This is a genomic window from Mycobacterium hackensackense, assembly GCF_025822555.1.
Lineage (GTDB): Bacteria > Actinomycetota > Actinomycetes > Mycobacteriales > Mycobacteriaceae > Mycobacterium > Mycobacterium fluoranthenivorans.
In genome coordinates this window covers 1,246,842-1,258,979 of the sequence record NZ_JACKUC010000030.1, presented here as the reverse complement: position 1 = coordinate 1,258,979, position 12,138 = coordinate 1,246,842, and the positions used below count along the sequence as shown (strand labels likewise).

General features: G+C 68.4%; 12 protein-coding genes. 2 read left to right on the top strand and 10 right to left on the bottom strand.

All coding sequences use genetic code 11. The features are described from left to right. Positions 1–68 precede the first annotated feature (68 nt). The gene (aqpZ, locus tag H7J86_RS15495; protein ID WP_090362091.1) at positions 69–839 is read left to right on the top strand and encodes an aquaporin Z; all 771 of its coding nucleotides are present in this window, start codon (positions 69–71) and stop codon (positions 837–839) included. Here the strand turns inward: aqpZ and H7J86_RS15490 are convergent. Both H7J86_RS15490 and H7J86_RS15485 read right to left on the bottom strand, forming a co-directional pair. Next, entirely contained in the window at positions 836–1,720 is an 885-nt protein-coding gene (locus H7J86_RS15490; RefSeq protein WP_090362093.1) for a DNA-3-methyladenine glycosylase family protein, read from the bottom strand. The two genes, aqpZ and H7J86_RS15490, sit on opposite strands and share 4 nt — an antisense overlap. Before the next feature lie 9 nt (positions 1,721–1,729). Continuing rightward, complete coding sequence (locus tag H7J86_RS15485) at positions 1,730–2,092, bottom strand: DUF427 domain-containing protein (RefSeq protein WP_090362096.1); 363 nt, start codon at positions 2,090–2,092, stop codon at positions 1,730–1,732. Between the two features lie 65 nt (positions 2,093–2,157). Here H7J86_RS15485 and H7J86_RS15480 point away from each other — a divergent pair, with 65 nt between their 5' ends. After that, on the top strand, positions 2,158–2,625 hold the full coding sequence (locus H7J86_RS15480; RefSeq protein WP_267291946.1) for an SRPBCC family protein: 468 nt from the start codon (positions 2,158–2,160) through the stop codon (positions 2,623–2,625). Between the two features lie 36 nt (positions 2,626–2,661). Here H7J86_RS15480 and H7J86_RS15475 read toward each other — a convergent pair whose 3' ends face one another. The 8 genes from H7J86_RS15475 to H7J86_RS15440 form a co-directional block, all read right to left on the bottom strand. Further along, positions 2,662–3,435, bottom strand: coding sequence for a class I SAM-dependent methyltransferase (locus tag H7J86_RS15475; RefSeq protein ID WP_267292970.1), 774 nt, complete (start codon positions 3,433–3,435; stop codon positions 2,662–2,664). 108 nt (positions 3,436–3,543) lie between these two features. Continuing rightward, complete coding sequence (locus H7J86_RS15470; RefSeq protein ID WP_187097349.1) at positions 3,544–4,560, bottom strand: NAD-dependent epimerase/dehydratase family protein; 1,017 nt, start codon at positions 4,558–4,560, stop codon at positions 3,544–3,546. Then, complete coding sequence (locus tag H7J86_RS15465) at positions 4,557–5,063, bottom strand: nuclear transport factor 2 family protein (RefSeq protein ID WP_267291944.1); 507 nt, start codon at positions 5,061–5,063, stop codon at positions 4,557–4,559. Before H7J86_RS15465 ends, H7J86_RS15470 begins: the two co-directional genes overlap by 4 nt. 42 nt (positions 5,064–5,105) lie before the next feature. Beyond that, the gene (locus tag H7J86_RS15460; RefSeq protein ID WP_372517305.1) at positions 5,106–5,918 is read right to left on the bottom strand and encodes a DUF4349 domain-containing protein; all 813 of its coding nucleotides are present in this window, start codon (positions 5,916–5,918) and stop codon (positions 5,106–5,108) included. A 92-nt stretch (positions 5,919–6,010) separates the two neighbouring features. Further along, the gene (locus H7J86_RS15455; protein ID WP_267291942.1) at positions 6,011–6,895 is read right to left on the bottom strand and encodes a helix-turn-helix domain-containing protein; all 885 of its coding nucleotides are present in this window, start codon (positions 6,893–6,895) and stop codon (positions 6,011–6,013) included. Then, complete coding sequence (locus H7J86_RS15450; RefSeq protein ID WP_090362111.1) at positions 6,895–7,698, bottom strand: alpha/beta hydrolase; 804 nt, start codon at positions 7,696–7,698, stop codon at positions 6,895–6,897. The genes H7J86_RS15455 and H7J86_RS15450 overlap by 1 nt, the downstream gene beginning before the upstream one ends. 10 nt (positions 7,699–7,708) lie before the next feature. Continuing rightward, the gene (locus H7J86_RS15445; protein WP_267291940.1) at positions 7,709–8,809 is read right to left on the bottom strand and encodes an NAD(P)-dependent alcohol dehydrogenase; all 1,101 of its coding nucleotides are present in this window, start codon (positions 8,807–8,809) and stop codon (positions 7,709–7,711) included. A gap of 58 nt (positions 8,810–8,867) precedes the next feature. After that, the gene (locus H7J86_RS15440) at positions 8,868–12,056 is read right to left on the bottom strand and encodes an ATP-binding protein (RefSeq protein WP_267291938.1); all 3,189 of its coding nucleotides are present in this window, start codon (positions 12,054–12,056) and stop codon (positions 8,868–8,870) included. Between the last annotated feature and the right edge of the window lie 82 nt (positions 12,057–12,138).

The window sequence follows — 12,138 nt, the reverse complement described above, 5'->3', positions numbered from 1 at the left end:
TTCCCCCTTGCTGGGCGCCTGCTGTGCGACCCTCACGACAGACGTCATGTCCAGCAAAGGAGCTCGTCATGTCAAGACCCACCATGCGCCATCGGCTGGCCGCCGAATTCATCGGAACATTCTGGCTCGTCCTCGGCGGCTGCGGTAGCGCCGTCTTCGCCGCCAAGTTCGTGGCCGGCGACGGCACCTCGCTCGGCATCGGATTCCTCGGCGTTGCACTGGCATTCGGCCTCACAGTGCTCACCGGTGTCTACGCCTTCGGCACCATCTCCGGCGGTCATTTCAATCCGGCGGTCACTCTCGGCGCGGCCTTGGCCCGGCGGGTGGAATGGTCGGCGCTGCCCTTCTATTGGGTGGCCCAGGTGCTCGGCGGCCTGGTGGCCGGCGGTGTCATCTACTTCGTGGCCAGCGGCCAGCAGGGCTGGAGCGCAACCGGCAACATGGCGGCCAACGGTTACGGGGCGCACTCACCGGGCGGCTTCTCGCTGGTGGCCGTGCTGGTCACCGAGGTTGTCCTGACGGCGATCTTCCTTTTGGTGATCCTCGGCTCCACCGATGACCGGGCCCCGAAAGGCTTCGCCGGCCTTTCCATCGGCCTCACCCTGACGCTCATCCACCTGATCTCCATCCCGATCTCGAACACGTCGGTGAACCCGGCCCGTTCGACGGCGGTGGCGTTCTTCAACGGCGACGGCGCACCCGCCCAGCTGTGGGCGTTCTGGCTGGCGCCGCTGGTGGGCGCGGCCATCGCCGGCGTGGCCTATCCGTTCCTGTTCGGGGTCGCCGAACAGCTCGCGGACCGGCCGGATCGCGACAGCGCGCTGGAGCGGGCCACCTAGAGCGCCTTCAAGTCGGGAATGGCCTGGCGCGCACCGAATCTCGGATTGCGCGCCAGGCCACTGGCCTCGAGTAGACGCACCGCCCGCTGGCGGTGCGGCCGCATCGGCTCGAGCAGCTCGAGCATGGCCGCATCGTCGATGCGGTACCCCAGCAACGTCATACCCACCATGTTGGACAGGTGGTAGTCGCCCACCGACACGGCGTCGGCGTCGCCGAAGGCGCGCTGCATCGTCTCGGCGGCGGTCCACTCCCCGACGCCGGGCAACGACCGCAAACCCGCTTCGCCACGACAGCGCTCCAATGCGTCGGCCCGCTGCGCGCAGCCCACGATGGTGCGGGCCCGGCCGGGATCGACATTGGCGCGGTGGAACTCCCAGGACGGAATGCGCCGCCACACCTCGGCCGTCGGCGGCACCCGCATCCCCGACGGCGCCGGGCCCGGCGCCGGGGCACCGTATTTCGTCACCAACAGCCGCCAGGCCCGGAACGCATCCTTGCCCGACACCCGCTGTTCGATGATCGCCGGGATCAGCGCCTCCAGCACCCGCCCGGTCCGGCCCAGCCTCAGATGCGGCACCCTGCGGTGCGCCTCGGCGATCGTCGGTTCCGTCGGCGCGAAACCCGACGCGTCGTCATCGGCGCCCAGGTAGGCGGGCAGCCCGTCCAGGAACTCGTCCGCGCCGGCACCCCACGCCTCGCATTCGGCAACACTGCGGGTGCTGCTGATCCGGGCCGTCACCGGACCGGTGGGCATCAGGCTGGCGCGCCAGATCACGCCGTCCACCACCCGGAAGCAGGGGTCACCGGGCCCGCGGCGCAACGGGAAGAGCGTCAGGCCCGGGCTGACGGGACCGGTGAAGGCCACACTGCTCGTCGGCACCGCTCCAGGTTAGGGGGCGAGGGTGATATCGGCCTTGTCCGGATAGAACGCCACCCGGCCCGCGATCGCGGCCACCGCCGGGTAAGGCTGCTCGTAGGTCCAGATGGCATCCGGCACGCCGGCCACGTCGTAGTACCCCGCCTCACCCTTGTACGGGCAGTAGGTCGAGGTGTCGCTGCGGGTCAGCACGCCGGGAACGACATCCGCCAGCGGTAGGTACTGGACGGCCGGATAGCTCGACTCCTGCAGGGTCAGCGCATCGTCGGTATCGGCGACGACGGCGCCGTCGACCCGCACTGTGACCCGCCGGCCGGTGGGTGTGATGGTGATGGGGTGCTCCGGGCCTGGCTCGAGCACAAGACGATCGGTCATACGGTGGACAACGTGCGGCAGCCGGCCTGTGATTCCCGCCACCCGCCGGGTTTACCATCGACCGCATGGAAACCTCCGGACCGGCCGCTGCGGGCGCCGACGTCACCATCGCCGCCTCACCCGAGGCGGTATACGCGCTGATCACCGACCTGCAGACGATGGCGACGCTGGCCGAGGAGACGCACGCCATGGAGTGGGTCACCGGTAATGCGGCGGCCCCGGGCGCAGTGTTCAAGGGCCACAACCGCAACGGGTCGAAGAAGTGGACCACCAAGTGCACCGTGACCGCCGCCGAGCCGGGCCGGACCTTCGCCTTCGACGTGAAGTCCACCGGCCTGCCGATCGCGCACTGGCGGTATGACATCACGGCGACCGACGGCGGGTGCACGGTCACCGAGCAGACCTGGGACCGCAGGCCCGGCTGGTTCAAGCCGTTTGCCGGCCTGGCCACCGGTGTCAGCGACCGCGACACGGCCAATGCCGAACACATCAAGGTCACCTTGGCGCGACTGAAGGCCAAGGCCGAGGGCTGACGCGCCGCGTCGCCCGGTGATCACGGGAGCGAGGCCTCAGAACGCGTAGCGGTGGTACTGCGCCATGTACTTCGTCGCTCGGACCCCCGACATCGCCCGCCCCAGCACCCGGAATGCCCACGACACCTGGCGGAAGCTGGCCGTTTCGAACGGGGACTGCCACGCCAGCAGTCGCACGCCGGGCACCGCTGCCACGATCTCGTCGGGCCGGTTGATGCCCCAGTACAGCGTCGCACCCGACCTGCGCACCACCGCATTGCTCCACTGCGTCCTGATCCCGAACCGGCTGAAGGCGTCGAATTGCAGTTCCCCACTGGGGAAGTGCGCCACGATCCGCCGCAGCAGCGCCACGCCGTCGACCTCGGTCAGGTACATGGTGAGACCTTCGCCGAGCATCAGCACCGGGCGGTCGCGTGGGATTTCGGCCAGCCAGCCGGGGTCGGTCACCGAGGCGGGAACCACCCGATACCCGTCGGCGGCGGGGTAGAGCCGCTCGCGCAGCCCAGCCACCTCGGGATAGTCGATGTCGTACCACAGCACGCCAGGTCCGGGCCCGACCCGGAAGAACCGACTGTCCAGCCCGCATCCCAGATGCAGCACCACGGCATGCGGGTTCGCGGCGAGGAACTGGCGTGTCCAGTGGTCGAAGTGTGCCGAGCGGGTGGTCACCGCCGGGGAATTCCGCGCAGTGATGGTGGTGCGGGACCAGTCGTAGTCGATGCGGTCGACGATCTGTTTGGCCCACCTGTCGTGCAAGATCGAATTCGGCAGGTCGGCGTCGAGGGCCTTGGCGTAGAACGTCGCGAGCATGGTCTGCGGGGCCCCGCTGAGGTCGACTTCCACGTGGTCGGTCACCACCCGAGGCTAACCCGGGCGCGGCGCCGCGGTGGACGCACTGAACGCCGACCGGCGTGGCGTTCAGCCTGCCTTACTCTTGCGCCGCGCCGCGCGCAGCCCCACCCAGAACCGCGCCGCCTCCCGAATCGATTGCTCGACAGGTGTTGGCGCCCAGTCGAGTTCGCGTCTGGCCTTGCTGCAGTCGACCGGCGCCTCGGCACGCATCAGCCGCAGCGAGGCCAAGGAGAGTTTCTCGTCGGTGCCCTTCAGCCGGCCCTTCACCGTGCCCAGGGTGGCCAGCAGGTAGGTCAGCGGCAGCGGTAGCGAATGGGCCGGGGCGGGCACTCCGGCGGCTTCCGCGGCGATCCGTGCCACCTCGGCATTGCTGATCATCTTCTCCGAGATCAGGTAGCGCTCGCCGACCCGGCCCTTGGCGGCGGCCTTGATCAGCGCACGGGCGGCATCGTTGACCCCGACGGCCTCGAGCTCGATCCCGCTCATCACGAACGGCAGCTTGCCGAACGCGGCGCCGGCGATGATCTCGCCGTGTGGGGTCCGGCCCCAGTCCTTACCGCCGTAGGTGGTGGACACGCACATGGCCACCGCCGGCAGGCCGCGCTCACGGGCATACTGCAACACCAGCCGTTCGGCCTGAACCCGCGACCGCACATAGGGCGTCAGCCCTTTCTCGGAGATGACGTCGGCTTCGGTGGCCACCCGCCCGCGGCGCCGGCCGACCGTGGCATAGCTGCTGGTGAACACGAACTTCTTGAGGCCGGAGGCGATTTCAGGTTCGGTTGCGATATCGAGCACGTGGCGCGTGCCCTCGACGTTGGTGCGGAACAGCGGTGCCGGGTCGCGTAGCCAGCCGCGGGTGTCGACGACGCAGTAGTAGACGACGTCGACTCCCGTCATCGCCGCGCGCAGGGCGTCGTCGTCCCAGATGTCACCGACGAAGCGCGTCACGTCCAGGTCGTCGATCCCGATGGTGTTGGCGCCCTCGCGCACCATCACCCGGACCTCCTCGCCGTCCTCGACCAGGGCGCGCACCACGTGCGAACCGAGGTAGCCGTTGCCGCCGATCACCAGGGACGTCATCGCCCACCCTTCATGTCCCGCATCCATGCCGCCGCTTCGTCCGGCAGCGTGCCCAGTTCCCCGGCCTTCTTGCACCACTTCATGGCCGCCGACACGAACCGCAGCGGGTTGTAGATGTCCTCCTGGCGCCGCCACAGCCCGTCACCGGCGTAGGTGACGATCGAGATGTTCGTGGCGCTGATGATGGTGCCGTCACCGGGATCGCGCATCGGGTTGTCCAGCTCGCAGATCACCCGGCCGGTCGGCTCATCGATCACCGTCCACAACGACGGGAACGCGGTCATGTAGCTGCCGGGGAAGGACTCCATGGTCTTCCAGATCCACGGCCGCACCTGTTCACGGCCACGCATGGTGCCCGCCGCGTGTTCGATGTACTCGACGTCCTCGGTGCACTGGTCGACCCACGGATCCCAATTCCGCGTCTCGGCGGCACCGGCGACGGTCCGCTCGAATTGCGCGAATGCCTCTGCCAGCTCGTCACGGGTGAACAACCTGCTCGTCACATCTCAAACTAGAACACGTTCTAACGACTCTTGTCGAGATTTTCACGAACGACGGGCGCGCACCAGCTTCACGATTCCGTATCCGATCGCGCCGAGGACCGCCGCTGCCGCCAGCCACGGGAGCATCAGCCCGAAGGCCAGCACGACATTGGACACCGCGGCCACCAGCAGGTCCCAGCCGCGTTCCACCTGCCCGAGGAAACCGCGGTACTCCTGCGGTGCGGGGCCTCCGACACGCTCGGCGCGGATCTCCACGTTCACGGTGCTGTAGTCGATCTGGGCACCGAGTGCGGCACGCTGCGCGCGCAGGCTGTCCAGATCCGCCTGCCGCTGCGACAGCGCGTCCTCGGCCTTGATCAGCGCCTCCGGATCCTTGGCATCGCGCATGATGCCTAGCAGCCGGTCCACCGAGGTCTGCAATGCGGTGATGCGCGCATCCAGGTCGACCCGCTGTGCGGTCACGTCGTCGGAGCTGATCTGCATGCTGTCCACGGTGCCGAGCTTCTTGATATCGCCCAGCGCCGCATCGAGTTTCGCTGCGGGCACCCGCAGTACCAGCGAGATGTGCGCCCGCCCGGTCCCCGAACCAGCGTCCTCGGACCGGTTGTCGACGCGGCCACCCGCCGCGGTCGCGATATCGGCCGCCTTGTCGGCCGTGGCGGGCACATCGGCGGCGGTCATCGTCACGGTCGCCGTTTTGATGATGTCGCGTTTCACATCCGGTGCCGGTTCACCGGGCGGCGCCAACGGCGGGCCGCCGCCGGCATCGGAGAGTTTGGACTGCGGGGCTCCGGCCGCATTCGGTGCGGTGTGGTCACGCACCGGGGATCCGCCGGCACATCCGGTGAGCGCCACCAGGAGAACAACCAGGGCGAGGGCCTTTGCCATAGATCGAATGTACCGATTCGCTGTGAACTTCCTTGAGATCGCGCTCGGGACGGCTCGCCCTACCCGGCGGCGGCACCCCACGAATCCGGGCGCGCACCGGCGTAGCGGCCGGGTGTCACGCCGTACCGGCCGTGGAATTCCTTGATGAAGTGCGACACGCTGGTATACCCGACCTCACGGGATACCGCCGTCACCCCGACTTGCCCGCCATCCAGGAGCCGCCGGGCGTGATCGAGCCGCTTTTCCTTCACATACTGATACGGCGACTGCGCCGTCAGGTCCCGAAACGCCCGGGAGAAGGCCGACGGGCTCAGACATGCCTGCGCAGCCAGCGTGTCCACCCTCAGCGGTTCTGCCAGATTCGCCGAAATGTAGCTCAACGCCGACCCGATCGGACTCCTGATCGTCTGGGCGGCGGCCAGTTCCACCAGCGTGACCCGCTGCTCGCGCTGCAGCACCCGATACACCAACTCCTGCAGGTACAAAGGTGCCAGGACCCGACGGTCATCGGCGGACGTCAGCGCGCCGAGAAAGCGTGCGACCGTGTACGACATCTCGGTGTCGAGAGGTGAGACCCCGCGCGGGTCCAGGTCCTTGGCCTGCGCACGACCACGCACGTTCTCGCCCACCGCGCGAACCAGTTGCGGCTCGATCTGCAAGACCAGACACCACGCCGGACGAGGGACCGAGGCCGCCACGACACCGCACCCGGTGTCGCGGCGGTCGCCGAGCACCCGGTAGCACATCTCGTCCGTCGCCTGGGTCGCCGGAACGATGACGGCGAGCGCGAGGCGGTCGATGTCATCGAAGCCCAGGCGCGTGGGCCGGGTGAAGCGATACGTCGTCAGACCCGGCCATGCGCCGGCATTGGCTCCCTCATGCCGGGCGAGTCTGCTCAGTTCGGACACCAGCGCCGACGCCGCCTCGCGCTCGGAAACGGCCACTACCGCGGGTCTCCGGAGAACCCCTTGTCGGCAAGCCAACTCAATGCGACGTCGGCGACCTCCCGCCAGCGGTGGTCCACCGTCAGGGAATGCCCGGCCCCGTCGAACCGGTGAAAGTCGGTCACGGCAGAGGATCTCGCGTACTGCTTGTACGTGGCGTGGGCGCTCACGAACGGCACGGTGTGGTCGAGGGTGCCGCCCGTGATCAGCAGTGGGCCCCTGGTGGAGTTCTCGACGTCGACCTTGGCGGGCGAGTGCGGCGAGAAGTTTGCGATCGCCGCCTCGAACAGCGGCTTACCCGGCGACGGAATGGACCATCGTTCCCAGAGCGCATCCGACTCGTCGGTGTCCAGTCCATTGCCGAAGCCGTACCGGAACTGGTTGCGGGTCAGGGCTTTCGCCCGACCCCGGTTACGCGGGTTGCTCAGCACCGGGAATGCGGATCGCAGCTGGGCCGGCGGTAACGGCTTGACGCCCTTGATCGGCGCGGGATCGATCGCCACCGCCGCGGCGACTTTTCCCCGGCCGAGCAGCTTCTGGGCGATCAGACCGCCGAACGAATGCCCGATCGCAATCGGCGGGGTGTCGAACTGCTCGATCACCGCGGTGAAATGCTCGGTGAGTGCTTCGATGCCGTAACCGGCTTGGGCATCGGGGTTTTCGCGGGACTCGGCCGCCGACTCACCTTCTCCGAGCCAGCGCGGAGCAATGCCGCGATATCCGTGGGTCTCGACATGGGCGATCCACGGTTGCCACGCCGTGTACGAGATCCACAACCCGTGGATGAAGACGATATCTGCCATGCGCGGGCTTTCAGTCGAACACGATGACAGCACGGCCGACGATGTCACCGCGCCCCAGTGCTTCGAGGTTGGCATTGACGTCCTCGAGTTTCACCGGCACCACGTTGTGCTTGATCAAGCCCTGTCCGGCCAGCGTGAGCACGTCCCGGAGATCGTTGTAGTTTCCCCAGAACGACCCGAAGTAGGACTTCTCCCCGCTCACGAACGGAAAGAGCGGCAACTCCACGCGTTGTCCCATCAGACCCACCTGGCAGAGGGCGCCTTCGGTGGCCAGGATGGCGGCCGCCAGACCGAGCGAATCCGGAGATCCCGCGCAGTCGAGCACGGCATCCACCGTGCGCCGTCCGGTGAGGTCTTCGAGTTCGTCCTGGACACCGTCGGCCGTCTTGTCACGCACGTTGATGGTGTGATCTGCTCCGTTTTCCCTTGCGACGGACAACTTCTCGGCAGTGCGGGCGAACCCCAGAACGGTGGCGCCGGCGCCGAGAAGCCGCGCGTACTGCACCCCGTAGGCACCCAGACCGCCGATGCCGTTGATGACGACGGTCCGGCCGGGGCCCAGCTTGCCGGCATCGCGGAGCTTCTTCATTCCGCGGTAGGGAGTCAGCCCGGCGTCGGTCAGCGGTGCCAGATACTCAGGTGGCAGCCCGGTGTCGGCGACGGGTATGACGTGGTCGAACGGTGCGACCATGTATTCGGCGAAACCGCCGTTCGGCCCGAATCCGGCGAGTTGTCCACCACTGCAGAGCTGTTGGTTGCCTTCATGACATTGCCGGCAGGTGCCGTCGCCCCATTGCGCATCGACGACCACCAGATCGCCCTCGGACAGTCCTGCGGATTTCGGCACGCCGGCACCCAGAGCCGCCACGGTGCCGGCGACCTCGTGCCCCGGGATGAACGGCAGATCGACGGGCAGGCCGTGCCGGAAGTAGCCGTCCAGGAGCTGATAGTCGCTGCGGCACATACCTGCCGCGGCGACCTTGAGCAGCACCTGGTTCGGTCCGGCTTCGGGGACCGGGACTTCGTCCAGTTCCAAAGGCTCATTGAAGTGGTGGATTCGTGCCGCGCGCATCTGCATGGTCTGCACCTCTGCGTTCGTCTCAACGTCCACCGAAAGGTATCCGGACGGTGTTGACGAGTTGTGGATGCTTAGTTGATCGCCGGTCCACTCAGCCGATTTCGGCCAGGAACCGGTCGACACGCTGCACGAACAGGCGGGCTTCGCTCTCGTCGGACAGCGTGCGGGCGGCCGTCGCGGCGGCTCGCACCTCCACCATCGGTGTGCCGCGCGCGTGCAACAGCCGGGCACGCAGCAGCAGAAGCAGGCCCTCCGGGTAGCGCTGCCCGAAGGTGTCGAGGTAGAACTCCGCCCGGTCCAGCGCCGCGGCGGCATCGTCCAGCGATCCGGCCGCCAAGTACATCTCGCCGAGGAGCGCGTACCAGGTGGCCACACACGAACGTGGGGGATCGAGGAGGTTCGCGGCGATGAGCCTTTGGGCTTCGGAGATCGCGGCTGCGGCTGCGGCCGGGTCGTTCGCGGTCACCGCCCGCGCCCAGCATCCGGCCAGTCGTTGATAGGTCCCCAGGAAGACGAACGAGAACCCCGGATCCACGGTGGTCCCGCGCTCCGCGCTCAACAGGGCCCACGCCGGATCGCCCACGATGGTCGCGATCCGGCCTGCCATCGTGGCCCATATCGTCACTCGATAGGGATGGTCACCTGCCACCGATTCCAGGGTGTCGAGCAGGTCCCGCGCTGCGGGGACGTCGCCGTGCAGCGCGGTGATCTCCGCGAGCATGCCCAGCATCAGCAGCTCGAGATCCCCGCGCACCGGGTCCTCCTCGGCTCGCTCGAGCCCGCCCAGCAGCGAACTCTCGGTCTGGCTCAGATAGCGGAAGGCCTCGCCGATATTGCTGACATCCCATTGGTGCAGGCCCCACGCCTGCAGACCGTACGTGCGCACCATCGGTTCCGAGGACGCGTAACCCTGATCCAGCAGGCGCCGGGCAAGCGGGCCGCTGCGATCGAGCTCGAGCGCTTGTTGATGTGCACTCCAGCGCGAGAAGAGAAAGGCCGCCGCCTCGACCTCGCGGCCCAGCCCACGCGCCAATTGCTCTGCGCGCTCGAACAAGTCGACGGCCGCGGTGCCATACATCGAACGCATTCCGACCACCGCCGTCAGCTGCGCCAGCGCCGAGAGTTCAAGCTCCGCGAGGCCGGCCTCGCGCGCGATGTGTACAGCGGACCGCAGCTGACGCTCGGCGGCCTCGAGTGCCGATTTCGCCGCCGCGCAGCCGCCCGCACGCGCCAACGCCTGCGCGGTGCGCGCCGCGTCGGCAAGCGGGCCGGCTGACCACAGGTGGTAGGCCAGCCGCTCCGCGATGGTCTCGTCGTCGGCATCGCTGCCCTCCAGCGCGTCGGCGATTCGCAAGTGCAGCATGGTCGCTCGCCCCGGCGGTGTGCTCGCCGCCACCGACTCGCGGACCAGATCGTGGGTGTACCGGAACGAGTGCGGGTCATCGGGTGCGGACTCGAGCAGTCCGAGGGCCCGCAAGGGTTCGAGCCTCGCCAAACAGTCCGAGATATCGACACCGGCCACGGCGGCGAGCAGGCCGATGCCCACACCGCGGCCCAGCAGTGCCGCGATCTGCAACAGCAGGATGAGGTGGTCGTCGAGCCGGGACATCCGGTCCCGCACCACATCCCGGACGGTCGCAGGCACGCCGCGATGCGCCGTCGTGTCCTTGGCGAAGACGCCCCCGTCGTTGAGGAACCGGGATAGTTCACGCACGAAAAAGGGGTTGCCCGCGGTGCGCGCATGGATATCCCGCGCAGATCGGGTACTGGGTTCGTGCCCGGTCTCACGGCGGACGAGTTCGGCGACTTCGGCGAGGTTGAGCGGACCGAGCGCGATACGGCGGTGGCCTGGGACCCGGCTGGCGGCGGCCAGTACCCGGGCCAACTCGGTGCCGGGTGACGGCGCGCGGTCGCGCAGGGCGCCGACGACCACGGCGCCGCCCGGCAATCGTGCCGCCAGGTGGGTGAACAACTGCAACGAGGCGATATCGGCCCAGTGCAGATCATCGATCACGATCAGCAGTGGCCGCTGCGCCGATACCTCGCCGACGAGGGCGACGACCTCCTCGAACAGCCGGAACTGGGCGCCGGTGTCCACCAAAGCGGCGCCGGCCAGCACGATATCGCGGGGCTCGGTGAGCCGGCCGAGGTCGCCGGTGCGCCACTTCTGCGCGAGCGCGGCAGGCAGTGAGCGCAGCACGCCGTTCACCACCTGCAGCCATGGCCACATCGACGGCGTTCCGTCGCCTTCCAGGCAGCGCCCCCAGACGATCACGGCGTCGCCGGCTCCGGCCTCGTCGGCGATCTCCTGCAGCAGGCGGGTTTTGCCCACCCCCGGCTCACCTTCCACGACCACCAGACCGGTACGTCCGTGGGCGGCCGCGTGCACGGCCTGCCGCAGCAGGGCGAGTTCGTCGCGGCGGCCCACCAGACCGCTGAAGGGTTCCGTCGGTCCGGGTTCCGCGGTGCGCAACGTCGCGTTCAGCACTCGCCGATGGGCATCCTCCAGGGCGGGTCCCGGGTCGAGCCCGAGTTCCTCGGCCAGGCGGGTCCGTACGGCGCGAAACGCCGACAACGCCTCGACCTGTCGCCCGGCAGCTCCCAGCAGTGAGATCAGGGCGGCCTGCACGGGTTCGTGCAGCGGAGCCAGCACTGCTGCCCGGCGCACCGCAGCGAGGACGTGTTCGGGTCGACCCACCTGCACCGCGAGATCCGCTGCGACGGTGCATACCGAGAAGAACTCGTCGTCCAGTCCGGCGAAGATCGGTATCGCTGCCGGTGCCGGGTGCAGTCCTGCCCCCGCCGGCCCGGTCCACAGGCGCAGCGCCGCCGCGTAGAGATCGAGTGCGCGGTCAAGGTGGTGTTGCGAGAGGGCCGCGTCGGCGGCTGTCGTGAGGTCGCGGAAGCCGAGCAGGTCCAGCTCGCTCGCGTCAGCGGTGAACACATAGCCGTTACCCCTCCGCAGCAGATGGGATCCGGCTTTGCGCGCGGGAAGACTGGGTTCGATCAGCCGCCGCAGCGCACCGATGTACTTGTGGAGCACATTGAGGGCGCTGACGGGTGCGTCCTCTCCCCACAGCAGGTCGACCAGTTCCGAGGTGCTGCTGACCCGCCCCACCCGCGCCAGCAACAGCGCGAGGAGGTATCCCTGTTGCCGCGGACCCGCATCCAGCTCGACGTCGTCACGCCAGACCCGTAACGGCCCGAGAATCTGCAGGCGCAAGGTACTGGCGGAGGCCGACTCGCCGCCGCCGGGATCATCGACTGGACCGTTCGGCACAGTCCGTCCACCGTTTCGGGATCGTTGAACGGCCACACAGCCTGCTCAGTTGCCCGTTGAGTTTACTGCGAAGTCGCTGTCC